We start from the raw sequence: 23950 nt of genomic DNA on the forward strand, positions 1-23950 counted from the left end.
TGTATAAGAAAAAAAAAGAGTGAAAGGAGTAACTATTTCAGATCTTTCATTGCGACATGGTCCATATCATGGAAAACTTGATTTTCCCCAACCATGCCCCAGATAAAGGTATAAGCCGCGGTACCTACACCGGAGTGAATCGACCAGCTAGGGCTAATCACCGCTTGTTCGTTGCGGACCACAATATGGCGAGTTTCTGTTGGTTCACCCATATAGTGGAAAACCACATTATCTTCTTTCATATCGAAATACAGATAAACTTCCATACGGCGCTCATGGGTATGACATGGCATGGTATTCCACAAACTTCCCGGCTCTAATACCGTCATCCCCATTGATAACTGACATGTTGGTAGGATTGACGGGTGCAAAAATTTATAAATAGTACGGACATTGCAGTTTTCAGCATTACCCAGTTTCTCAGGCGATGCTTGGTCAATCGTAATTTTACGGCTTGGATAAGCATGGTGAGCCGGTGCACAATTGATATAAAAACGAGCAGGTTCTTTCGCATCAATACTCATAAATTCAACTGTTCGAGTCCCCATACCAATATAAATGGCTTCACGCGGGGCTATCTCAAACACATCGCCATCGATAATAACTTTACCTGCCCCACCAATATTGATTGCGCCTAATTCACGCCTTTCTAGAAAAAAATCAACACCTAAGGCTTTCCCCGCCATTAACGCTAATGGCGCACTTGTTGGAACAATACCACCGACAATAATACGGTCGATATGACTATAAGTGAGATTCATTTCCCCTTCACGGAACAGATCCTCAATCAGAAACTGTTGACGTAACCCTTCGGTATCGAGCGTTTTAGCATGCTCACTGTGAATTGGTTGACGAATTTCCATTATAAATACCTCATAAATTTACTGATGGGTTAACCATCTTAGTGATCGGCTTTCCCGAATACAGAGTGAACGTGTTCACCTCTGATGAATGTGTCTGTTAAATAAAAATTGTTATCAACAACAGCAAAATTGGCTTGAGCACCTTTACGGATATAACCAAATTGCTCGCTAATACCGAGATATTCAGCCGGTATTGCGGTTGCCATCTGAACGGCTTCCCATTCAGGTATGTGAGCTAAGCGCACCATATTGCGCAATGCACTATCCAAGCTACATGTACTCCCCGCTAAAGAACCATCGACAGTTCGAGCTTGGCCATTCGTGACTTTGACCATTTGTGCGCCAAGGGCGTAGTCACCATCAGGAAGCCCCCCTGCCCGCATGCAATCAGTAATCAATGCAATCTGTTGGTAACCTTTTAGGCGATAAGCCAGTTCCATCATGACAGGGTGGACATGAATACCATCGGCTATCAATTCAGCGAGTACATTGTGATATAACACGGCACCACAGCAGCCAGGTTCACGGTGATGTAACCCCGTCATCCCGTTATAAAGATGCACGCCACAATCTGCGCCACGCGCAAAAGCTTGGCTAGTCTGCTCATAATCCGCCGCAGTATGTGCAACACTGGTTTTAATTTTATGTTCAACAAGCCAATCAATAGCTGAAGTGGCGCCTTCGGCTTCAGGGGCTATAGCAACACGCAGTAAAGAACCTTCTGCACATCGATAAAGCTCATCAAGCTCAGCAACTGTAGGCGCTTTAAGGTATTTCACTGGATGCGACCCACGATGCCTTTCTGTGAAATAAGGGCCTTCAAGGAAGCTTCCTAGCAGTTGTGCACCGGATGTTTGTGGTTTGGAGGTAAAGTCTCGGATGCTGGTTAACGCTTGCTGGATATCATCCATTGGGGCTGTGACCGTCGTGCCGACCCACGCCACAACTCCCGTTTGGACTAATTCATCTGAGATAGTTTGCAAAGCAGATTGACTTGCATCCATCACATCACAGCCAGCTCGTCCATGAATATGAATATCGACGAATCCGGGTAGCAAACTGCGGTCTTTAAGATGGATAATCGGGCAGTTTTCAGGCGCGATATTCGTAACTTCCTGTACAATGCCATCATTTATCACCACATACTGCTGGTAACGGATGCCCTCTGGAGTGAACGTCCTATCCGCTAAAATTGCATATTGCTGGTTCATAAACCATCTTCTTCATTTTCAGGTTCAGACGACATAGCAAGCTGCTCACGGAGGTCTTGGATACTTGTCATACCAATCTCTCTCAGAACCGACAGTAACTCACTGGCGGTGGTATCTTCACGTTCAAATGCAGCATTAACTATCATAGGAAGGTTGACGCCAGCTAAGACTTCAACAGAGGGGTTTTCCATCATAATTGCCATGGCACGATTACATGGAGTGCCACCCGGAAGGTCGGTGAGGAAAACAACTTGCTCACAAGACATCGATTGAATAGCGGCACGCATTTGCTGCTCTAATTCATCGGGCGATATTGATTCAATGAAATCAATAAACACCATATTCTCCTGTTCACCTGCGATAGCTTTTACTGCCGATGCCATACCACTTGCAAAATTGAGGTGACCCGAAATAATCAAACCAATCATTCGTATACTCCTAAGCGGGCAAACCTATTTGCCCGCAAATATCTAACTTACTTACAGAACACCCAATACGTGACCAATCACACCGAATGCCAACATTGAAAAAATAAGTACAGGAGGTTTAGCCCAAAAGCCTGTGCCCTTGACCATTTTGAACATCAGGAAAACCAAGCCTAGCGGTAGTAAATTCGGCATAATTTTGTCGAATAATGCACTTTGCAGCTCAACAACCTTGCCACCTAATTCAATCGAGGCCGTTGTTTGCACCTTTATGAAAGTAGCGGATAACGCACCGATAACAAAAATCCCCATAATGTTGGCGGCTTTCGCTAATTTTTCAGTCGCATCACTCATATTGACCATCGCAGCTGTACCTGCGCGATAGCCCATAAACATCAAACCGAAATACACAAAGAAGTGGATTATTTGATAGAGAAAGAAAAAGACAAACGGCCCTGCAATAGACCCTTCCATTGCAATAGAAGCGCCTAATGCTAACGTCAATGGCATTAATGTCATGTGGTCGATAGCATCACCAATCCCACCTGTAGGCCCCATACCTGCAACTTTCATCACGTTGACCGTTGAAGGCTTCTCTTTGTTTTCCTCCATAGCAACCGCTGTGCCGAGCAAAAACGTAAACAACTTTGGACTCGCATTGAAAAATTGCAGATGGTTTTTTAGTGATGTCGCATAGTCCCGCTTGTTGTTTCCATGGATTTTGCGCAAAGCAGGGATAATTGAAAAAGCAAATCCACCACCTTGCATGCGTTCGAAGTTAAAATTACCTTCCATAAATAAACCACGAAACGCACATTTCCAAAGATCGCCTTTCGTTATTACCTTACGAACCGTTGTATCCTGATACTCATCAACACCATCAACATAGGACTCAACAGGGAGGTTTTTCGTTTGTTCGATTGCTTTGTTATCAGATACCATCTTCAAAATCCTCATTTTTCTGTGAGTTATTGTTGTTACTGTTACCGCTGAAGAAGTAATACAGTGCTGCTGCGGATGCGCCAAGTATTGCTACCGCCATGATGGGAAGCTTCAAGTAAGTTGTCATAACAAATCCAACGAAGAACACGCCCGCCACTTCTTTTGACCACATGATTTTTAGCAACATAGCAAAGCCAATTGCTGGTACCATTTTCGCGCCAATACCTAAACCTTCTAGCAATACTTTTGGCGTGTTTTGATCTATCCATTCCGCAGCATGTTCACCAAAATAAACCGTGACGAATGCAACAATGGAATACAGTAATGAACGAACAGTAATAGTGGCTATCAACAGTCGAGAAATACCCGATGCATCGGCTTTTTCTGCATAACGGTCTGCTTTACCCATAGTAAATGCAGTCATGGCGAAGAAACCGATAATGATCATTTGCATTAGCACTGCGATAGGCATCCCAATCCCCATCGCAACTGCAGGTGATTGATTAGTCATGATGGCAAAAGCAACGGCCGCTATAGTCCCTAATGTGACATCTGGTGGCTGAGCCCCTGCATTAGGAACTAACCCTAACCATGCAAGTTCCAGCGTAGCGCCTGCAATCAAACCGACTTGCATATCACCCATAATCAACCCAACAACAGGGCCTGTAATGAGTGGCCTGTGAATGTTTAGCGCAACATCATACTTATCTATACCGCAAAAGAAGGCCCATAAAGCCACAAGAGAAGCTTCATAAATCATAATAATTCCTTAAACACAGTTGTTTTAAGTTATGCCTCAAGCAGCCTTAAGCCGTTGCAAGCGCTAACACATCCACTGGAGATTGGTCAGGTGTATTTTGCACGGTACAGGTGACGCCTTTATCCACCAAACGGCGAAATGCCTCCAAATCACGTTCATCAACAGACACCGTCTTCGCAATCTGTCTTTTCCCTTCATGGAAATGCATATTGCCAACATTACAGTGCGTTATAGGAACACCACCTTCAACTAAACGAGCAACGTCAGTTGGGTTATTGCAAAGTACAAAAATTTTCTGGCGAGGAGATGCTTTACTAATCACATCAATGGTTTTTTGAATAGAGAAAAAGCGGACCGCATATTCTCCACCTGCTGATGCTTTCATGCCAGCTTGCATAAAAGCAGAATTGGGTCCATCAGCAGCGTCATCATTCGCAACAAGAATTAAATTTGCTTCCGTGTGTTTACCCCATGTAATACGAATTTGCCCATGTAATAAACGTTCATCGATTCGGGTCCAGACAATATTTGGTGTGTGCATAACTTGCTCTCTTATTATTTGTTGTGTTTATCTCAAGATAGCGATTCGCCATCTTTTTGATATGAGAACGGGTAAATAGTAACACCTTGAACAACCCGGTTAATTTCTCCTGTTGGAGAAGGGTTATCCGGTGTATTCCCCAGTGCAATAGAGCTATGAAAAGCAAATGCTTGCGCTAACATTAGATAAGGAAAAAGTAACGCTGCGTCAGAACAATGCTCCAGTTTTGAAATATAAATGAAATTATCTTTCAAAAAAATATCTTCAGAGGACGCAGTGATCCCGATCACCTTGGATGATGCATTATCGTGAATTACCTCTCGTAATAAGTCAGTTTCATACTGTCTGGTATACGGGTCATTCGAAAGAAATAAAACGACTAGCGTGTCTTTGTTAACGATTGATTTAGGGCCATGACGAAATCCTAATGGGGTATCAAAACTAGCCACCACTTTACCTGCGGTAAGCTCTAACATTTTCAAAGCCGCTTCCTGTGCAAGCCCCTGAAGCCCCCCACTACCTAAATAAATCACACGTTTGAATTTACCTGCATAGCTCTCACGAATTATTCGGTTAAACTGCTGATAATTCTCATGATATTGAGTGAAAAATGGTAAGATTTGTTTATTAAAGAAAGTATCATCTAAGAAAATGGATAGTGCGGCCATCATCATAGATGAAAAACTTGATGTCATGGCTAAAGAGCGGTCATTCGACTCTTCTGGCATCAAAAGAGCCAATGCATTAGGGTTATTTTGGCAATATTGGAATAATTGCCCCTGTGAATTGCAAGTCAGCACTAAGTGGTAACATTGAGATAAACACTTTTCAGCGACATCAAGAGCTGCAACACTTTCAGGGCTATTTCCAGAGCGAGCAAAAGAAACTAACAAGGTCGGCACATCTTCAGCTAAATACTCTTTCGGGTCAGAAACCAAATCTGTTGTTGCTATTGCATCAACACGACGCTTAAGATGCCCAGTTAATATAGGGGCCAGTGCACGTCCGGCAAATGCAGAAGTGCCTGCTCCAGTCATAATAATACGAGCATCTGGTGCTGATAAAACTTTAGCTAAAAACGCATCAATTTCAGTACGTAATGCTTTCACTGATAACGCCGTTTTTTGCCAACATTCAGGTTGCTGCTCAATTTCTTTTGCTGTCCAGAACGCATTAAGTTGTTCTAGTTCAGCCGGTTGATAACTTAAATATTCCATGTCAAACCTCAGTGACTGAATTTACACGCATCGGCGTACACCGATAACACATCGCGAATTTTTGCGAAAACAAACGACTTAGGTGAGCCATCAATCAGACCTTCTCTCAATTGTTTAAATTGATGTGGCAGATATTGGCTAAGTAAAGGTAATGGGATTGGTTTAGCAGATAAATTATTCATTAGCTTATCTATTGCATCGCTAATTTCTTTATCCGGCCAATAGTAACGAATGCGGTCGCTGAAGCTATATACCCGAGCAAATGCTTGTTGGTGAATATCGCCATGATAATACTTCTGCCAGAAATGCGGCTCGCTACACATCAAGCGCTCCATTTTTTCTTTTAAATGAGAACATTGCTTGGCAGGAAACATTTCATTCTCAATTTCGCACAATGAATACAGCGCTTCGCGCATTGCAAACGTCAATGCGGGGCCTACTTTCAAAATAGCAAAATGGTCACGAACCAATTGTTTATAAGCATCTTCTGTTTGGTAATCAGTTGAGTGAGCTTCGAAAACCAGATGTGAATAATCATCAACTACTTTACTCAATGCCTGTGCTTTTTCGGGTTGATAATCAATCACACCGGTATGATCAAATTCCACTCCAGGTTGAACGACCAATCCGATAACCCGTTGCCAACAATCCCCCACACCTGCTTTTTCGAATGCTTTCGCATGACACTCTAAGGTTTTGCGAGCGGCATCAGGGGAAGTGACCTCCACCCCCTCTAGAGCTTCTGTGGCTCCGCCGGGAACAGGAACTTCAGTACCAATGACATACACAATATCGCTACGACCGAATTGTTGTTTAGCTGTTTTTTCTGCGATAACCGCAAGGCGAGCCGCCCGCTCAGCAACAATTTCATCGGTTAAAGGAACAGGGTCATCAGCGCAAGACATGCTGCAATCTAAATGAATTTTTTTAAATCCAGCGGCAACATAAGCTGCGATTAAAACATCGGCATTATCCATGGCATCTGCAGCAGGGAGGTCTTGCCAACGGTTAGGGCCTAAATGGTCACCACCAAGAATTAGCTGATTGAGAGGAAAGCCAACTTTCTCTGCTTTTTCAGTAACATAATGATAAAAATCAGCAGGTGTCATACCGGTATAACCACCGAATTGATCAACCTGATTAGAAGTGGCTTCAATAAGAAGAAAGGAATTATTGTCCAACGCTTGCTGCAATGATGCTTCAATAACAAAAGGATGAGCAGAACAAACAGAATAAATACCGTTCTGTTGACCTAACTTATTTTGCTGAACAATTTTTTCTAAAGGATGCATTAATACTAACTCCACAATCAACACCGGCAGTGCTGTTAATGGAGTTAGTCAGCTATAAATCTTTATCGACGATAATGACTTCGATTTTATGGTCCTTTAACTCTTGGACATATTCATCAGGAATACCAGAGTCTGTTACCAAAATATCAATATCACCAAACTCACGGATCATATGACAGCTGCGTTTACCGAATTTCGTAGAATCAGCAACTGCAATAATAGTCTCTGAGATATCACACATTAAACGGTTGAGGCTCGCCTCTTGTTCATTGTGTGTCGTGATACCAACACGTAAATCGAATCCGTCAACCCCAAGAAAAACCTTATCAAATCGGTAATTTCTTAGGCTGCTTTCTGCTTGAGAGCCAGAAAACGATAAAGCATTCTTTCGCAATGCACCGCCTGTCATTAATACATCAACGCCTGCGGTATTCGCCAACTCCATTGCAACATCTAAACCGTTAGTCATGACCACTACGTTTTCACGCGATTTTAAATGTGTCGCGATTTCACGCGTAGTTGTCCCCGAGTCTAAAATAACGGTATCCCCATCCTTAATTAGCGTGGCGGCAGCTTTCCCTATTAACGTTTTTGTTCCCGCATTTTGCCCACGTTTTTCGTGGATACTCAGTTCTGCAATAAACCCTGTATTCGGTATTGCAGCGCCATGAGAGCGAATAACATAACCATTTTTTTCAAGAAAACTTAAATCGCTGCGAATGGTGACACTTGAAACTTTAAAAATTTCGGCTAGATCCTCAACTCTGGCTTTACCATGTTGGTTAACCATGTCGAGTATTTCCATACGCCGCTCAACTGCCGCTTTCACTTTCGTCTCCTTACGAAACCAAACAAAAGACTTTCATTTGATTTCGAAATTAGTTTACTACGCCAAAAATTACCGACAACGTAAAAAAACAAAACTTTTGATCCCTTTCACAAAGTTTCGATTTGTTCACTATTTGCTTACGGATATTTTCATAATTGAAATATCATAGCTTCGAATGAGAAACTATCCAATATATAAAGTGTTAATCAGTGTATTTTAATTAATCTAATCGTCAGACTGTCGTCTCTAAGCCCAGATTCGTGAAATTTTAGTAATGAAATGACTCTAAAATTAGCAAAACGTGCTGAAAAAAATTTTTCTATTCGAAAGATGTCGGGTTCCGTTTAATTAAAAAGTATATTTTGGAATTTTAACGACAAAATACTTTATCGTGAATCCCCCATTTATTCCCCTCCCCCACCTTTCAAAATCTTTCATTTTCCATTTTTGTGATTTCAATCTCTTTTGATTTTACGAAAATTGCGTAATGCTATAAAAATAACCTGACTTCTTTCGGATAAAAAAATGGCTTCTAACCAACCAACTAACTTTCATATGATGGCGAAACCCACTAGCTATCGCTGTAATATCAAGTGTGAATACTGTTTTTATCTCGAAAAAGAGAATGTATTTAACGAAGAAGTAGCAGATAACCATCATGACGTGATGCCTGACAATGTATTACGTCGTTACATTAAAGACTATATTCAGTCTAACGCGAGTGACCAAATTGATTTTTCATGGCAAGGCGGAGAACCAACACTCGCTGGGTTAGCGTTTTTTGAGCGTGTTGTGAAGTATCAAAAACAATACGCACAAGGAAAAACGATCACAAATAGTGTCCAAACCAATGCAATTGCAATAAACCGTCAATGGGCACAATTTTTTGCCGATCACCAGTTTTTACTCGGGGTTTCTATTGATGGACTTGAAGCGGTGCATGATAAATATCGTATTTCAGTCAATGGTAACCCAACCTTCGAACGCGTTAAAAAATCAATTCAGTTACTCAACGAATATGGTGTTCAATTTAATACACTTACCGTCGTGAACGATCAGAATTGGCGTAAAGGAAAAGAAACGTATCAAGCACTAAAAGATATCGGCTCGACATTCTTTCAATTTATTCCAATTGTTGAAGTAGACCGACGTTTTCCACATATGCAAGGGGGGCACTATGCGCCCGGTCCGAATGCTGTTATGGCGTCTTTCTCAGTTTCAAGTGAAGGATACGGACAATTTATGGCTGATATTTTCGACGAATGGATACGCCAAGGTGATGTAGGAAAAGTATACATCCGTTTGTTCGATAGCTTACTTGGTACATGGATGGGTTATCCTGCGTCCACTTGTATTCAATCCAAAACCTGTGGACAAGCATTAATCATTGAATCTAATGGTGATGTTTACTCCTGTGACCACTACGTTTACCCTGCAAACCGCTTAGGTAGCGTCCAAGAAAACACCTTAGCTCGTTTAGTTTCTTCTAAGCAACAGACACGCTTTGGTCAAAATAAATACGACAAACTCACCAGTATTTGCCAACGTTGTGAAGTCCAAAGCTTATGCTACGGTGGCTGCCCTAAACACCGAATTGTGGCAATTGATGGAGAAAAATATCGCCACAATTACTTGTGCCGTTCTTATAAAAAAATATTTCATCATACCGCACTAGGCATGCAGTTAATGCAGCAAGCTATTTCCCGCGGGGGATTGGCTAGCGATGCACTCCCTGCCTTAAAAAAAGCTTATTTTCAATAAATTAACCTTTCTGGAGAGACTTTTGTGATCTTACCTACTGTAAAAAAAAGCCTACTTGCTGGCCTTATAGCCACTAGTTGCTTAAGTTTTCCCTTAGCTGCAACTGCTGGAGGGACCCCTGAAAAACCCAATGTTTTACTTATTGTTATGGATGATTTAGGGACTGGTCAGCTTGATTTTGTGTTAGACAATCTTGATGTTAACGAGCTAGCAAAACGCCCTACCGCCCAACGTTATGATGGCGACATAAATAAAATGGTCGAAGCCGCGAAAATTGCGATGCCAAATGTCACTGAAATGGCAGCCGGCGGAATTAAAATGACTAACGCCTTTGTTGCTCACCCAGTTTGTGGGCCGTCTAGAGCAGGGATTTTTACTGGTCGCTCCCCTGCAAGCTTCGGTACCTATAGTAATGATGATGCTATGTTAGGCATTCCAGAGGACATAAAATTATTACCCGCTTTATTCCAAGCCGATGGTTATGCAACTGCCAGCATTGGGAAGTGGCATAATGCGAAAGTGATCAAAAAGCCCAAGATAGCTGAAGATAAACAAACTCGTGATTATCATGACAACATGATATCAACACCAGAACCTGGGTTTGCCCCCCATGAAAGGGGTTTTGATTATGCCTACAGTTATTATGCCTCTGGCGCAGCGTTGTGGAATTCACCAGCGATTTGGCGTAATGGGGAAAATGTCCCTGCTTCTGGCTACCTGACTCATTTATTGACGGATGAAACTGTCAAATTCATAGACAGTCATAAAGATAAGCCTTTCTTTATTAATTTGTCGTATAGCGTGCCTCATATCCCACTTGAGGAGGCTTCACCTGCCAAATATATGGATAAATTTAATACAGGTAATGTTGAAGCTGATAAGTATTTTGCCGCTCTGAATGCCGCAGATGAAGGGATCGGAAAAATAATTGCCACGTTGAAAGAAAATGGAGAATTACAAAATACGTTAATTTTCTTTATTTCAGATAACGGGGCTGTTCATGAATCCCCAATGCCAATGAACGCAATGGATAAAGGCTTCAAAGGCCAAATGTTTAATGGCGGAGTGCGTGTCCCTTTTGTTGCTTATTGGCCGGGCCATATCCCAGCAGGTAAACAGAGTGACATCATGGTTTCAGCTATCGATATCCTGCCGACGGCGCTGAAAAGTGCAGGAATAACTATCCCAGATACCCTGAAAGTAGAAGGGAAAGATATTATGCCCGTACTAACAGGCAAAGACGATAAATCTCCACATCAATACCTTTATTGGACAGGCCCAGGGACTAAACACTACAGCGAAGAAAATCAGGCATTCTGGCACGGTTACCATGAATGGATAACATACCAACGTAAAGAAATCCCTAATAACCCTAACCTAGAAAAACTATCAAAAGGCTCATGGGCGATCCGTGATGGCGAATGGGCTCTGTATTTTTATGACGATGGCTCAAACCAACCTAAGCTATTCAATGATAAACAAGACCCTGCTGAATCAATTGATTTAGCACGTCAGTATCCAGAAAAAGTTAAACAGCTAAAATCTGCTTATTATCATTGGGTTAAAGACAAACCAAAACCTGTTGTATGGGGACAAGACCGTTACCAAATACTTGTTGATTCTGCACGATAGAATCGGATCTTTGGCCAATTAAGTGAGCATGGAAGCTCGCTTTTTCTAACAATCGAGAATAAATATGACTACACCTATTATTCCTACTGAACGTCCAAAACTCCCCTATGAACACCCTAATATAGCCATCTATCAACGACTGTTTAAAGAAAATATTATTAGAAGATGTATCCGAAAACGGGCTTACCACCACCATGACCAACTTATTGCCGATACCTTTCGCGATAATCAAAAGCCATTATTATTTCTTTGCGAAACACTCACTCGCTATGTCACGGAGGCTTTTCATCATTATCAAGTTTGGGATTATACCTATGCTTATTACCCCGGAAGCCCCGGACAACAAACCGTCAAGACAGATGCTATGGAAGGTGTTAGCCGAGTATTACCCCTGCTTGCAGCATGGTTAGTTCATCATCAGCAACCGATAATCAAAGGGCTAAACCAACAACCATTTAATATTGCAGAGATGATTAAAAGCGCATTTGTGAATGGGACAAACCCTTCCCATAAAGGCTATTGGGGGAAGCTTGAAAACTACGACCAAAAAATATGTGAATCTGCAGACTTAGCTCTCACCCTTTGGCTCAGTCGTAAATGGGTATGGGATCAGCTTGATATTAGCTTACAACACCAAATTATCACGTGGTTCGAACAAGTTAATCACTGCGAAATCGTTGATAATAACTGGCATTTATTCCCACTCACCGTCCAATTTGTTATCAAAGCATTGACAGGAACTGACCATATTGCCCATTGGCGTTATAACAGAATTAAACAATTTTATGCTGGCGACGGTTGGTTCCGTGATGGTGCAAAAGGGAATTTTGATTATTACAATGCTTGGGGTTTTTACTATGGGCTTTACTGGCTAAACCAAATTATTCCAGGCTTCGATCATGAATTTATAAAGCAATCCCTTAATCAGTTTAATCGCAGCTATCTACCATTTATTACAACCAAAGGTATTCCATTTTTTGGGCGCAGTGCATGTTACCGTTTAGCGGTGTCAACTCCATTAATCGCAGGTGTTGATTTAGGTTGTGATTCCGTCAGTATCGGTCAAGCCAAACATGCCTTAGAAAGCACACTTCGCTACTTTATTAGTAATGGTGCATTAAAAGCGGGAGCACCAACGCAAGGCTTATTCGCGCAAGACTCTCGTCTTGTCGATAATTACAGCGGACCTGCAAGCAGTTTCTGGTCATTACGGTCTGTGGTCATCGCTTTATATTGTGGTGAACGGCTTCAGCTTTGGCAAACTCCCACCAGCGAACTTCCAATCGAAAAGGCCGATTTTCGTTTCGAAATTCCATCGATTCATGCTTCGGTAATAGGAGTTAAAGATACGCAGGAAGTTACGGTGATATTTCGGCAGGAGTATACTCAACAGCAGTCTCCTTTAAGTCGCCGCTTAGATAAACAACCTCTCACTCAAAAGGTAATTGAAACAATTATAGGTCAATCAAAACGTCCTAAAAACAACCTATTACGTAAAGGTGTGACAACTTATAGTTCTAAAATGAGTCATTTTTTTTAGTTTTCTTTCATTACCTTTCGGTGTGAAACAAATAAAATGTGATTTAGATCTTTTACCTTTCTTTATCTTTCGATTATTATAAATCGAAATTAAATGAAAGAAGAGGCAACTATGTTTCTCGTATCGACCCGTAGTATGTTAAATAAAGCCCAACAAGGTGGCTATGCTGTGCCTGCATTCAACATCCACAATCTCGAGACTATTCAAGTTGTGATGGAAACTGCCGCAGAAATGGGGTCTCCAGTGATCCTCGCAGGAACACCAAGTACCTTTGCCTATGCGGGGAGTGATTATCTTATTGCTATCTGCCAGCAAGCGGCTGAACGCTATCATATTCCTGTCGCATTACACCTAGACCATCATGAAGATATTCCTGATATTTTCCAAAAGGTGGTCTCAGGAGTGCGTTCCGCAATGATAGATGCATCCCACTTTCCTTTCGAAGAAAATATTCAAATTGTTAAACAAGTTGTTGATTACTGTCACCAATGGGATTGTACCGTAGAAGCGGAACTTGGACGCTTAGGGGGCCAAGAAGATGATTTGGTCGTTGATGCTGCAGATGCTTTATTTACAGACCCAGAGTCTGCCGTAAAATTTATCCAACGCACTGGTATTGACTCACTTGCGGTCGCAATTGGTACAGCTCATGGTATGTATAAAAGCGAGCCGCACTTAGATTTTGACCGTTTACAAGCAATCCGTCAAAAAACAGAAATACCACTAGTATTACATGGTGCATCAGGGATACCCGATGCAGATGTACGCCATTGTATTGATCTAGGTATTTGTAAGGTAAATGTGGCAACTGAACTGAAAATAGCCTTTTCCGATGCCATCAAACACTACTTTCTTGAAAACCCAGATGCTACTGACCCTCGTCACTATTTAGTTCCAGGCAAAGCTGCAATGAAATCGGTTGTCATGGATAAAATTCGCGTTTGTAAAAGTGATGGAAAGTTATAATTCATTGAAATAAATAATAAAGGAATGACATGAAACAAGTTGCTGTATTACTCGCAGATGGCTTCGAAGAAGGTGAAGCCGTCGTTTTCATTGATATTATGCGTCGATTAGATATTCATGTTGATGTTCTTTCATGTATGAATACCCTGACACTAAATACTTATTTTGAAACTAAAATTAGTGCTGACTACTTGTTAACAGAAAAACTATCTCACAGTTATGACGCAGTAATGATGCCTGGCGGCCCAAAAGGCACCGATCGCCTTAGTAGCTCACCACAAGTTATTGAGTTTCTTCGCCGTCATATTTCTGAAGATAAATATATTTGTGCCCTATGTTCCTCTGGTGCCAAAGTACTCGCAGCTCATCAGTTACTTGAAGGTAGACATTATAGTACTGGTGATAAACTTGCTGAAAAATATAATGATGGGCACTACGTTGATCAAGACGTTGTTGTGGATGGTAAATTTATTAGTGCAAAAGGGCTAGGTGTCAGCTTTGAATTTGCATTTACTGTCGCTCGCTATTTACTTGCAGACAATACTGAGAAAGTAGATTGGCAAGCAAAGCATATCTACTTTAAGCACTGGCCATTGCCTTATTTGTAATCCCTTAATTAACGGGATAGTGCGCTGTAACCTCAACTCGCACTAAAGGCGGCCTTCAGCCTTTAGTGCTTTTTAAGACCGAGCAATATAAAAAAACCGTTTTCACTGGTAATCGCAGGGGGTTTTATCGCCCATTTCATTGAAATAGAGCTTATTTTTCTCATTATTTCAGACGCATTCACGTAAAAGAAAACATAATAAAACCACTAAATAGTTACCTACTTTAGTCTGTTCCCCAGTTTATCAACGATAACCTCACCATCTTCTTTGATAAACACCTTTTGCTGCGGATTTGGCAATATGCCTAATACCACCTCAGATGGCCTGCATAATTTCACACCTAATGGCGTTACCACAATCGGCCTATTAATCAATATTGGGTACTGCAACATAAAATCAATTAATTGGTCATCGGTATAAATCGTTTTTTCTAAGCTTAGTTGCTCATACGGTTCCACATTTTTGCGTAATAGCTCTCTTACCGTAATGTTCATATCTATAATCAGTTGAACTAATACATTTTTAGTGGGTGGCGTTTCTAAATAATAAATAATCGTCGGTTCAATGCCACTATTGCGGATCATCGCTAGAGTGTTGCGTGAAGTACCACAATCTGGGTTATGGTAAATTGTAATTTCATTCATGGAGTTGCCCTTAATTTAGCAGTGAAAGCCTTAGCACTAAAGCAATCAATGTGACGGTGAGTACAGGAATAGTCATAATGATCCCCGTTTTAAAATAATATCCCCATGTAATGGTCATATTTTTTTGTGATAACACATGCAGCCACAGCAATGTTGCTAGACTCCCTATAGGGGTAATTTTCGGGCCTAAATCAGCACCAATGACATTGGCATACACCATCGCCTGTTGAATAACTCCCGTTGCTTGGCTACCTTCAATGGAAAGAGCGCCGATTAATACTGTTGGCATGTTATTCATGATGGATGATAAAAACGCAGTGATAAACCCTGTTCCTAGTGTTGCTACCCATAACCCTTTATCGGCAAGGTAATCAAGCGTTTCAGAGAGGTAATCCGTTAACCCTGCATTTCTTAAACCATACACGACCAAGTACATACCTAACGAGAAAATAACAATTTGCCACGGCGCACCACGCAACACTTTTTTGGTATTAATCGTATGACCTCTAGCTGCAATTCCCCATAAAATTAAAGCACCAATCGCAGCAATCACACTAACAGGAATACCTAATGGTTCTAAGACAAAAAAACCGATGAGTAATAGCGCTAGCACAAACCAGCCTGCTTTAAACGTCGTCATGTCCTTGATAGCTAAAGCTGGTTCACTCAGTTTAGTGACATCATATTGTTTAGGAATATCTTTACGGAAAAACCAATGTAACATCACCAGTGTCGCAATAATCGCAGCAATATCCACCGGCACCATAATTGACGCATACTCAGTAAAACCAATATTAAAAAAGTCAGCTGAAACAATATTAACGAGGTTAGAAACAATAAGTGGCAGGCTCGCTGTATCTGCAATAAAACCAGCAGCCATAACAAATGCTAATGTCGTGCCTTTGTTAAAGCCAAGTGCAAGTAACATTGCAATCACAATCGGCGTTAATATCAATGCCGCACCATCATTGGCAAATAAAGCCGCAGCAGTCGCACCGAGTAACACAATATAGCTAAATAATAGTTTTCCTTGGCCACCACCCCACTTGGCAACATGTAATGCCGCCCATTCAAAAAAGCCACTTTCATCTAACAGCAAACTGATAATAATCACGGCAACAAATGTCGCGGTGGCATTCCACACAATATTCCAAACAACGGGAATATCTTGAAAACTAATCACCCCAAAAATAAGGGCTAATACCGCCCCTGCCGTTGCACTCCAGCCAATACCTAGCCCTTTGGGTTGCCAAATAACGAACGTAATGGTCAAAATAAAAATTAATGCGGCAATAAACATAACAACCTCGTTTAAAAGGTGCTTTTCTATGCACCTTTTTCCAAAAGTAGAACTTATCCTGCGAGCTGACTTAATGCGGATATCCCCACAGGCTCTGTCTCAAGTAAAGGGACAATAGCAACACGCTTTGCCAATGTTGATGCCACCTTTTCAATCTGAGAAACCTCCTGCTCAGCCCTTGAAAGTAACAATGGTGAGGTTGTTTCTGTGATAGATAGGCTATTATTAATCACCCATGCCCACGGATGTATATCTGCACGTATTAAATCATTTTGTAAGTTTTCCGCCTCAAGCACAGGTGTTGTTTCAGCAAGTGTCGTAATAATCACTTTTGTCCTTTCAGGATCTTGCAATTGCATCATAGGGGTTAAGAAGTGGCCCTTCCCTCCCATTTTCTTAGCAATTTCTTTATGGTATGCCCCAGTTGCATCAAGGAGTAATAATGTATGCCCTGTTGGAGCTGTATCCATCACAACAAAACGTTTTCCAGCATCCCTAATAATGCGAGAAAAGGCCTGAAATACCGCAATTTCTTCAGTACATGGGGAGCGCAAATCTTCCTCTAGTAATGCCCGCCCCTCTGCATCTAAATCTTTCCCTTTTGTTTCTAAAACATAACTACGATAACGTTCAGTTTCGGCGATAGGGTCAATTCGACTAACTTGAAGGTTGGGTAAAACACCATCGAGTGTTGACTCAATATGAGCAGCAGGGTCGGATGTGGTCAGATGAACATCTAACCCTTTTTCTGCCAGTTTCACCGCTATTGATGCTGCAATCGTTGTTTTCCCTACACCGCCTTTTCCCATTAACATAATCAACCCATGCTGTTGTTGAGATATTTCGCCAACCAGTTCTGACAAAGTAGGTAAAGAAATAGGTTGTTTTATCGGGGTAGTAGTTGGAACTTGTGGCATGTCATTAGATAACAACTGCTTCAGTGCATCGACTCCAACCATATTGATATTTTGTAAATAAAGAATATCGACAGGTAACGAGCGTAGTGCTTCAGGCATAGACGCTAATGCGGCTTGTTCACGAGAGTAGAGCGCATGGGATAACTTATCATTGTCAGTTATCGCCGTTTCGGGGAAAACACCATTAACGATCAATTGCTGATTTTTAATCCCCAGAGAAGATAACTCATTGTAGGTTCTCGCAACTTCTCTTAACGCAGCTGACTGAGGACGTGCAACTAATAGTAACCTTGTTAGCGAGTTATCACTCAGCGCTTCCACTGCCATGCTGTACTGCTCGCGCTGTTTTTCAAGGCCAGACATTGGCCCTAAACATGTCGCTCCGTCAGGGTTATCGCTGATAAAATCACTCCATGCACTCGGGAGTTGTAGTAAACGAATGGTATGCCCCGTTGGTGCAGTATCGAAAATAATATGGTCAAACTGACGGGTAATTTCTGTATTAGTCAACAACCCAGTAAATTCATCGAAAGCAGCAATCTCTGTTGTACAGGCACCTGATAGCTGCTCCGTAATACTTTGAATTACCGCTTCAGGTAAACTTTCTTTGATGGGATTAATAATTTTATTTCGATATTCTTCGGCAGCGGCTTGCGGGTCTATTTCAATCGCAAATAGGTTTGGCACTAATGTTATTGACTTAATGTGGTTTCCAATTGATTGAGAAAATACTTGCCCCACATTAGAAGCCGGGTCAGTACTTACCAATAAAACTTTTTTTCCTTCCTCTGCCAATTTGATTGCTGTTGCGCATGAAATCGAGGTTTTACCGACCCCACCTTTTCCTGTAAAAAATAAATAGTTAGGTGCGTTATCTAAAAATTTCATTGTATATCCCTCGTTAACAACATGTTTTATCGTTACCACAGCACGGCTTAATGACCTCAACCTTCTCAATATTCATACGAATTCCAAACCATCTAGCAAGCTCATGGCGTTTAGGATATCGACCAGTCAACACAATCTCACCATCAAGAATAAATAGAGGGAGTGATTCCGCCCCCGCGGTTTCCAAAAATGTTTTCACTTTTGTATTGTCAACAAACGCTATAGGTTCTTGTGCTAAGTTAAAACGCTTTACATTCGCCCCTTGTTTTTTTAACCAATCTACATCTGTTGCGAAGTCTACTAATACTTGGTCGACTTCTGTTCCACAAACACCAGTGCTACAGCATAGCGCTGGGTCAAATACTTCTAATCTTTTCATATCTCAACCTTATATATGTTTTTTCGAATATGTTAATTTAAAAAATTTTATGCCGAACAATGACCCACTGACACTTTTGTCTCTAGGCTCTTGAGCAAATCTGCGATTCTATTTTTCTCGGTTGCATAGGTGACATCAATGATATTTTTTACCCATGGAAGTAATGTTGGAGATAAGCGATAGTGAACCCATTTACCCTGTTTAGAATCAAGCAAAAGACCGTATTCTCTAAGCATCGCTAAGTGACGAGATGTCTTGGGCTGTGATAAATTTAATGCGGTATAGATATCACAAACACACAATTCACCTGATGCTTTTAAAAGCAACACGATATTTAGCCTTGTTTGATCGCCTAAAATTTTAAACAGTTGTAATGGTTCCATACATGCTCCTTTACTCTCTACTATGTATAATATATACACGCCAAACACATACGTCAAAGCATATGTGTTTTTTAACTATAGGTTATCCTAATCCCCCCTTCAGGCGATGAGCCACCACGCTATGGCAATATTTCATACAGAATATGATTAGCATCATTGAGAGTTAATACTAAAAGTTGTTGTAATTCTTTTTACTTTATTTCACACTCAACTCTAATCTAACCTAAATTAACGAGATATTATGAAAAAGGCATTAATCGTTATAGATGCACAAAATGACTATCTTACTGATGGGCGGTTTCCTTTATGGGATATTGAAACGACCTTAATGCGTATATCTGATAAAATTTTAGAATTCAAAAAAAATGACTGTGCCATTATTTTTATACAACATCTATCACCTCTAGGCTCGGCCTTTTTTGACGAAACAACAAAAGGTTGTGAACTTATATCTCAACTGACTAACCTGTCCCAAGATCATTTCGTTGTAACTAAAAGACATGGCAACTCATTTGATGAAACGCACCTTGATGATTTGCTTATAACGCATAATATAGAACATATTGAATTATGCGGAATGATGACTCAAAACTGCGTACTATTTACCACGATTGCTGAACAAGCAAAGAAATATAAAATAACAGTATTAGGGAATTGCTGTACAAGTGTTTCACCCGTGATTCATGCTGTTGCACTAAAAGGCTTATCGAGAATAACAAATGTGATTTAAAGCGGTAATTGGGTTATTTTTTCTATAGATATTATTGCTAGCAAAAGTGTCAAAAGTAATAACCTATACCTATGATTTATTTAACTTTATTAAATATCATAGGGAATAAAAATAACCCTCACCAACTTCATTTAAAATGGAATTGTTTGTTTTTATTAGTATTTAGAGATTCATAAAAAATCATTAAATACATAGGAGCAAAACTAACCACCCATTTTATTATTTTTTTTCCAAATTATAAAATGGATAACCCCTAAACCACCATGACCATAAATATAAATCTCAATTAAAATAGTGAGTGACTTATGAATACTCCTAGCCTCTAAAGCAAATGGAGACTGCTGTAGCCATAAAATAAACCATGTTATACCTGACAAAATAACAATTGATAAAGCCCCCAACCCCAACCCTTGAACTGTTGCAGCAAGTCCTTTAGGAGAGCTATCTGGTAGCTTTTTAGCTAAAAGAGAATTTATATCTTCTTTGATTTGTTTAAAATCCCCCCAGAGATAGGGATAAAAATATTTAAAACCGCGTTGATTAAAACAAGATACGACTAAAAAGAACGTTAAAAAAAAGAGCACAAAACCAGAAATAATATGAATCCAAGTGAATAAATAAGCCATATCAAAAAAAGGAGGAACGACTGACTTTGTTCCTGTCATCCAATTACTAACAATGATTTGCGATATCACTAAAACTAAAATTAATAAATGTAAAATTCTTATTTTTTTAGTCTGATACAGGCCAAAAAAATCCCAAATCGATTTAAATATGCTCACAGTATCTCACCTTTCTTTTTATAATATTTCATTTACACAAAATTTATTAGTTTATAACTCGACTACCTCGTACTGCCAAACCTTGACTGCAGAATATTGTATATGAAAAATAACATACATCTACTGTTCAATTATGACTCTCTTTTTGTGATAATTATATTTATCATTATAAGGGTGATTCAATTAGACAAGGGTTTACAGGCTTTTTACTAAAATTTCAGAAGATAATAAATTACAGAGAAAGGTGTCATTCGCTCAACAAAAAAAACACCTTATCTTATTGAAATTTCATTGAAATATATTTTCACCATAACTATTTTTTATAGTAAAACTATAAATAGTTTACGATTTAAATTATTACAAGATTTTTATGCGCGGGAACTATTAGCTTTGATATTTCAAAGTTACGATAGTAGCGTTAAACAAAGAATGACTTTATATGTTTAACGCTATATTTTGGAAAAACCATCCATTTCCGATAGTTTTAATTACCCGAGAAATTACTTATAACTTCATACGTCAATGAATCATTAGAACTATTTATAATTTTTAGTTTTACATTCCCATAAGAAATAACATTGCTTTTTTTAAGGTTATATTGAAGATTGTTTCCAAATCCTTGATTTTCAATGTTTGAGCCTATTTTTCTGTAGCTAATATCTACTATTTGATTATTTATCCCATTAAAAATCAAAGCCTGCTCAAATGAATTACCATCAGGGTTATTTAACTCAAGATATTCAATTTGGGCTTTATCACTACAAACAGCAACATTTAAGTCAGTTACAATACAAATTTCATTAGCATTGGCTCCTTTCTTTATTAAAATTGAACTCCATGGCTGACCAAGAGCCTCAACGACAACAGAACCGGAGTCAATGGTTTGAGCTGGCATATAGAAATCACCTTTGTCACTTGAACCAACTTTTTTGAACACACCAGGAATAATTTTATAAGCCAGGTCTATTTGTATTGGGTTCAATACCTTAATCGCTTTCAGCTCGCTTATATCACCTTCCCTAACTAAACTTTGACCTATGATGGCACGATTAACACTACCTACTTTCGGCTCACTTATTTTATGTGAATCTGGCGTGTAATTATATTCGGTCACTGCACACCCAGATAATGAAAGAATACAACTAACAGAAACTAACAAATTTTTCATTTAATAAGACCCGTGGAAAAAAACATATGTGGACATCAAAGGTTACATTTATAAACAAGTTCTAACAAGCAATTCTCTGCGCTCCTGTTAGCGGATAACCACTAAATCACTCATAGTAACCTGTAACTTTCTTCCTTTCTGGCAGGTCACCCGCTACAACGCGTTAATTTAGAGGTGGCTTGACTTTTTCAGCATCCTGAATAGCTCTGATTCTTTCCATTTGAGTCATTATTACCATTACAGGTTTTAAAAATTACTGGTAAGAAGTTATCCCACCTTATACCTATAATGAGTCTGTCGTCGTTTCAGTGATCAATTTAGTACTATCATAAGGCATAGATAACGGGCACATTATCGCTGTACGAATTCATGGGCTTAGCTATCAAGCTAAAGGCGGTAAAGTATGGGATAAGGATATTGTAGGTAAGCTTATTTAATTATAAAACAGGTAGAGGGGCGGTTTTAGCTAACTAACTCGCCCTTCTAACAAAAAAGGATTAGGAGAAACTATATTAGCTATGTTTAATAAAGGCAGTTAGAAGATGACCAGTCTTTAATTAATCCATTTTTATCGGTAATAAAGTTATCTACGCATAAGCGAGGGTTATTAAGGTACGGGTCATTAGAACTGTTTTGGGTTTTCTTAAAGGTATACTGAGATCCCCCATCCTGTCTCTTATGAACCCCAAAAGGGCTGCCCCTTTGCATTATTAGGTCATCTATAGATTTACCAATCCAACTTTGGCGGCGATTTTTGAATTCATACTCCTCTTTTTCTCTTTCTAATTGTGCTTTTGATTTCATTGCAGTGGTGTTATTTCCATTGTTTTTGTGCTTTGCACCAGGGACACCCGTTAATGCATAAGTTATATCTGATATGGTATCTCTATGTTTCTGAGTACAACCACTTAATATGATCAGTGAAACTAAAATTATACTTAAATTGAATTTTTTATTCATCGAAGATAGCTCAAAATTAATAATTATTAATTATTTCATGTAGATATGAAATTTAAGTGTATCTTATACTAACTATAGTAATTATTAGACATATGAGAATCATCCGATATTGAAATAAACACAACCTAACCCCCAAATATTGTGCCGTTCAAAACGGTACGAAAGATATCGCATGGCTATTTTTTCGCTCTACCAATTACAATCTCTTACTAAAACTTTTGTATCATAATAATCTATTGACCTAATCATTTTTATACATCTGATATTGTGAGCGATAATTAATTTCAATCTGAAGTTTTCTGTGGTAGTAAACTGAGAACAACAATTAATAGTAGGCAATTATTGGATAAATACAGCCATTAATAGGCTTCAATACTCTATTCCCCTTCAAGACCAACTACGAATTCACTCTTTTTCTCGCGATTTAAGCACGGTTTTTCTTGGTGATATTCACGATCACATACTGTGATTACTCAATCCTGAACGCTGTGTCAGTCGTTCTATTCTTATCCACGTTTTGTGGTTACGAGAACCATTCAGGATAGTCGGTTATCTCCATGAGATATCCATAAAAACGCCCCCTATATGTTGAATGATATGTCCAACTTTTTGGGTGCAATTCATAAGCGGGTTAGTTTTTGATGGCTACTGAGCTCTTCCTAAATGAACCCCATCAACCCTATCAATACGTATTCTCCATAAGAATAGTGGCATATCTGCGGATGGGTGGCTTAGTATTTTAACATCTTTCATGTGTAGTGTTGTTACTATTTTTAATGGATTTGCGTCAAGTCAGCAATTAAATGGTTGTAATAAACTGAATAATTTCACCACATTAAGAGGTAGTTTATCCATAGGATATATTATCATTACCAATTTAAATTGTATTTCTGATTAATTGCACCAATGTAAATATCTATTTAGTAAATTATATCGTGTTCTATTTAGTTGTCTTGTTATTAAAATAGTACAGACTTAATTAATAAAAATGCATGAAATTACTAGTTACAATGCACATAATTAAGATAAATTTATTTATCTGCACAATAACCAATCATGATTAATTTTGGCATTTAACTCTGATAAGTTAACTTTTGGTGCTTTCAAGTTGTACATCGGTATTTATTGGTAATATAATCGGCTAAATTCATTATTCCTATCATGTAGTAAAGTAGAAATAAGAAAATCGTAATATTTTACAGTTTATATAAT

23 protein-coding genes are annotated in these 23950 nt (G+C 39.5%); 6 read left to right on the forward strand and 17 right to left on the reverse strand.

The features are described from left to right. Window positions 1-32: 32 nt before the first annotated feature. The 9 genes from kduI to agaR are packed head-to-tail and all read right to left on the reverse strand — an operon-like array spanning window position 33 to window position 8080. Window positions 33-863 (reverse strand): 5-dehydro-4-deoxy-D-glucuronate isomerase, encoded by an 831-nt coding sequence (gene kduI / locus P3L56_RS15205; protein ID WP_042845272.1) that lies wholly within the window; start codon window positions 861-863, stop codon window positions 33-35. A gap of 38 nt (window positions 864-901) precedes the next feature. Further along, window positions 902-2074: an N-acetylglucosamine-6-phosphate deacetylase gene (nagA, locus tag P3L56_RS15210; RefSeq protein ID WP_042845274.1), complete on the reverse strand. Its 1173-nt coding sequence runs from the start codon at window positions 2072-2074 to the stop codon at window positions 902-904. Further along, complete coding sequence (agaF, locus tag P3L56_RS15215; RefSeq protein WP_048608013.1) at window positions 2071-2502, reverse strand: PTS galactosamine/N-acetylgalactosamine transporter subunit IIA; 432 nt, start codon at window positions 2500-2502, stop codon at window positions 2071-2073. Before agaF ends, nagA begins: the two co-directional genes overlap by 4 nt. A gap of 51 nt (window positions 2503-2553) precedes the next feature. Beyond that, window positions 2554-3441, reverse strand: coding sequence for a PTS system mannose/fructose/sorbose family transporter subunit IID (locus P3L56_RS15220; RefSeq protein WP_042845278.1), 888 nt, complete (start codon window positions 3439-3441; stop codon window positions 2554-2556). Continuing rightward, the gene (gene agaW, locus P3L56_RS15225; protein ID WP_042845280.1) at window positions 3431-4201 is read right to left on the reverse strand and encodes a PTS N-acetylgalactosamine transporter subunit IIC; all 771 of its coding nucleotides are present in this window, start codon (window positions 4199-4201) and stop codon (window positions 3431-3433) included. The genes P3L56_RS15220 and agaW overlap by 11 nt, the downstream gene beginning before the upstream one ends. A gap of 46 nt (window positions 4202-4247) precedes the next feature. Next, on the reverse strand, window positions 4248-4742 hold the full coding sequence (gene agaV / locus P3L56_RS15230) for a PTS N-acetylgalactosamine transporter subunit IIB (RefSeq protein ID WP_042845281.1): 495 nt from the start codon (window positions 4740-4742) through the stop codon (window positions 4248-4250). Window positions 4743-4774: 32 nt separating this feature from the next. Beyond that, the gene (locus P3L56_RS15235; protein ID WP_042845283.1) at window positions 4775-5959 is read right to left on the reverse strand and encodes an SIS domain-containing protein; all 1185 of its coding nucleotides are present in this window, start codon (window positions 5957-5959) and stop codon (window positions 4775-4777) included. Between the two features lie 8 nt (window positions 5960-5967). Beyond that, a complete protein-coding gene (gene kbaZ / locus P3L56_RS15240) occupies window positions 5968-7251 on the reverse strand; it encodes a tagatose-bisphosphate aldolase subunit KbaZ (protein WP_129466363.1) in 1284 nt (427 codons plus the stop codon). Window positions 7252-7303: 52 nt separating this feature from the next. Next, window positions 7304-8080: a transcriptional repressor AgaR gene (gene agaR, locus P3L56_RS15245; RefSeq protein ID WP_042845288.1), complete on the reverse strand. Its 777-nt coding sequence runs from the start codon at window positions 8078-8080 to the stop codon at window positions 7304-7306. Between the two features lie 525 nt (window positions 8081-8605). Between agaR and P3L56_RS15250 the strand changes: the two genes are divergently transcribed. The 5 genes from P3L56_RS15250 (at window position 8606) to P3L56_RS15270 (ending at window position 14587) form a co-directional block, all read left to right on the forward strand. Further along, window positions 8606-9841, forward strand: coding sequence for an anaerobic sulfatase maturase (locus P3L56_RS15250; RefSeq protein ID WP_042845289.1), 1236 nt, complete (start codon window positions 8606-8608; stop codon window positions 9839-9841). A gap of 24 nt (window positions 9842-9865) precedes the next feature. Further along, entirely contained in the window at window positions 9866-11473 is a 1608-nt protein-coding gene (locus P3L56_RS15255) for a sulfatase (RefSeq protein WP_042845290.1), read from the forward strand. Window positions 11474-11537: 64 nt separating this feature from the next. After that, complete coding sequence (locus P3L56_RS15260; protein ID WP_198860844.1) at window positions 11538-13013, forward strand: DUF2264 domain-containing protein; 1476 nt, start codon at window positions 11538-11540, stop codon at window positions 13011-13013. 111 nt (window positions 13014-13124) lie between these two features. Then, on the forward strand, window positions 13125-13979 hold the full coding sequence (locus P3L56_RS15265) for a tagatose bisphosphate family class II aldolase (RefSeq protein ID WP_042845292.1): 855 nt from the start codon (window positions 13125-13127) through the stop codon (window positions 13977-13979). Between the two features lie 29 nt (window positions 13980-14008). After that, a complete protein-coding gene (locus P3L56_RS15270) occupies window positions 14009-14587 on the forward strand; it encodes a DJ-1/PfpI family protein (RefSeq protein WP_048608033.1) in 579 nt (192 codons plus the stop codon). A gap of 218 nt (window positions 14588-14805) precedes the next feature. Here P3L56_RS15270 and arsC read toward each other — a convergent pair whose 3' ends face one another. Genes arsC through P3L56_RS15295 form a run of 5 tightly spaced genes read right to left on the reverse strand, consistent with a single transcriptional unit; the run spans window position 14806 to window position 19098 of the window. After that, on the reverse strand, window positions 14806-15231 hold the full coding sequence (gene arsC, locus P3L56_RS15275; protein WP_166685684.1) for a glutaredoxin-dependent arsenate reductase: 426 nt from the start codon (window positions 15229-15231) through the stop codon (window positions 14806-14808). Window positions 15232-15241: 10 nt separating this feature from the next. Next, complete coding sequence (locus P3L56_RS15280) at window positions 15242-16531, reverse strand: arsenic transporter (RefSeq protein ID WP_272686160.1); 1290 nt, start codon at window positions 16529-16531, stop codon at window positions 15242-15244. A gap of 53 nt (window positions 16532-16584) precedes the next feature. After that, window positions 16585-18336: an arsenical pump-driving ATPase gene (gene arsA / locus P3L56_RS15285; RefSeq protein WP_272686159.1), complete on the reverse strand. Its 1752-nt coding sequence runs from the start codon at window positions 18334-18336 to the stop codon at window positions 16585-16587. Window positions 18337-18349: 13 nt separating this feature from the next. Continuing rightward, window positions 18350-18715, reverse strand: coding sequence for an arsenite efflux transporter metallochaperone ArsD (arsD, locus tag P3L56_RS15290; RefSeq protein ID WP_071548315.1), 366 nt, complete (start codon window positions 18713-18715; stop codon window positions 18350-18352). A gap of 47 nt (window positions 18716-18762) precedes the next feature. Then, window positions 18763-19098 carry a metalloregulator ArsR/SmtB family transcription factor gene (locus P3L56_RS15295; protein WP_042845301.1) on the reverse strand — a complete coding sequence of 112 codons (336 nt, stop codon included), beginning with the start codon at window positions 19096-19098 and terminating at the stop codon, window positions 18763-18765. 241 nt (window positions 19099-19339) lie between these two features. On the opposite strand from P3L56_RS15295, the gene P3L56_RS15300 reads away from it, so the two are divergent. Continuing rightward, window positions 19340-19828 (forward strand): isochorismatase family protein, encoded by a 489-nt coding sequence (locus P3L56_RS15300; protein ID WP_048608039.1) that lies wholly within the window; start codon window positions 19340-19342, stop codon window positions 19826-19828. A 203-nt stretch (window positions 19829-20031) separates the two neighbouring features. On the opposite strand, the gene P3L56_RS15305 is transcribed toward P3L56_RS15300, so the two are convergent. From P3L56_RS15305 to P3L56_RS15315, 3 genes are all read right to left on the reverse strand, one after another. Then, window positions 20032-20610 carry a cytochrome b/b6 domain-containing protein gene (locus tag P3L56_RS15305; protein WP_129466254.1) on the reverse strand — a complete coding sequence of 193 codons (579 nt, stop codon included), beginning with the start codon at window positions 20608-20610 and terminating at the stop codon, window positions 20032-20034. A gap of 484 nt (window positions 20611-21094) precedes the next feature. Next, window positions 21095-21778, reverse strand: a complete 684-nt coding sequence (locus tag P3L56_RS15310; RefSeq protein WP_071548316.1) for a hypothetical protein — start codon at window positions 21776-21778, stop codon at window positions 21095-21097. Window positions 21779-22300: 522 nt separating this feature from the next. Continuing rightward, window positions 22301-22738, reverse strand: a complete 438-nt coding sequence (locus tag P3L56_RS15315; RefSeq protein ID WP_048608041.1) for a hypothetical protein — start codon at window positions 22736-22738, stop codon at window positions 22301-22303. Between the last annotated feature and the right edge of the window lie 1212 nt (window positions 22739-23950).

It is taken from the genome of Providencia sp. PROV024 (genome assembly GCF_032709665.1).
In the GTDB taxonomy this organism is placed as follows: domain Bacteria; phylum Pseudomonadota; class Gammaproteobacteria; order Enterobacterales; family Enterobacteriaceae; genus Providencia; species Providencia huashanensis.

What these genes read in the sequence shown, in the direction of transcription:
- P3L56_RS15265 (WP_042845292.1), top strand. Translation starts at nt 13,125, where the DNA reads ATGTTTCTCGTATCGACCCGTAGTATGTTAAATAAAGCCCAACAAGGT.
- P3L56_RS15300 (WP_048608039.1), top strand. Translation starts at nt 19,340, where the DNA reads ATGAAAAAGGCATTAATCGTTATAGATGCACAAAATGACTATCTTACT.
- P3L56_RS15295 (WP_042845301.1), bottom strand. Translation starts at nt 19,098, where the DNA reads ATGGAACCATTACAACTGTTTAAAATTTTAGGCGATCAAACAAGGCTA.
- arsD (WP_071548315.1), bottom strand. Translation starts at nt 18,715, where the DNA reads ATGAAAAGATTAGAAGTATTTGACCCAGCGCTATGCTGTAGCACTGGT.
- agaW (WP_042845280.1), bottom strand. Translation starts at nt 4,201, where the DNA reads ATGATTTATGAAGCTTCTCTTGTGGCTTTATGGGCCTTCTTTTGCGGT.
- kbaZ (WP_129466363.1), bottom strand. Translation starts at nt 7,251, where the DNA reads ATGCATCCTTTAGAAAAAATTGTTCAGCAAAATAAGTTAGGTCAACAG.
- agaF (WP_048608013.1), bottom strand. Translation starts at nt 2,502, where the DNA reads ATGATTGGTTTGATTATTTCGGGTCACCTCAATTTTGCAAGTGGTATG.
- agaV (WP_042845281.1), bottom strand. Translation starts at nt 4,742, where the DNA reads ATGCACACACCAAATATTGTCTGGACCCGAATCGATGAACGTTTATTA.
- P3L56_RS15315 (WP_048608041.1), bottom strand. Translation starts at nt 22,738, where the DNA reads ATGAATAAAAAATTCAATTTAAGTATAATTTTAGTTTCACTGATCATA.
- arsA (WP_272686159.1), bottom strand. Translation starts at nt 18,336, where the DNA reads ATGAAATTTTTAGATAACGCACCTAACTATTTATTTTTTACAGGAAAA.
- kduI (WP_042845272.1), bottom strand. Translation starts at nt 863, where the DNA reads ATGGAAATTCGTCAACCAATTCACAGTGAGCATGCTAAAACGCTCGAT.
- nagA (WP_042845274.1), bottom strand. Translation starts at nt 2,074, where the DNA reads ATGAACCAGCAATATGCAATTTTAGCGGATAGGACGTTCACTCCAGAG.
- arsC (WP_166685684.1), bottom strand. Translation starts at nt 15,231, where the DNA reads ATGAATGAAATTACAATTTACCATAACCCAGATTGTGGTACTTCACGC.
- P3L56_RS15220 (WP_042845278.1), bottom strand. Translation starts at nt 3,441, where the DNA reads ATGGTATCTGATAACAAAGCAATCGAACAAACGAAAAACCTCCCTGTT.
- P3L56_RS15250 (WP_042845289.1), top strand. Translation starts at nt 8,606, where the DNA reads ATGGCTTCTAACCAACCAACTAACTTTCATATGATGGCGAAACCCACT.
- P3L56_RS15235 (WP_042845283.1), bottom strand. Translation starts at nt 5,959, where the DNA reads ATGGAATATTTAAGTTATCAACCGGCTGAACTAGAACAACTTAATGCG.
- P3L56_RS15280 (WP_272686160.1), bottom strand. Translation starts at nt 16,531, where the DNA reads ATGTTTATTGCCGCATTAATTTTTATTTTGACCATTACGTTCGTTATT.
- P3L56_RS15310 (WP_071548316.1), bottom strand. Translation starts at nt 21,778, where the DNA reads ATGAAAAATTTGTTAGTTTCTGTTAGTTGTATTCTTTCATTATCTGGG.
- P3L56_RS15270 (WP_048608033.1), top strand. Translation starts at nt 14,009, where the DNA reads ATGAAACAAGTTGCTGTATTACTCGCAGATGGCTTCGAAGAAGGTGAA.
- P3L56_RS15260 (WP_198860844.1), top strand. Translation starts at nt 11,538, where the DNA reads ATGACTACACCTATTATTCCTACTGAACGTCCAAAACTCCCCTATGAA.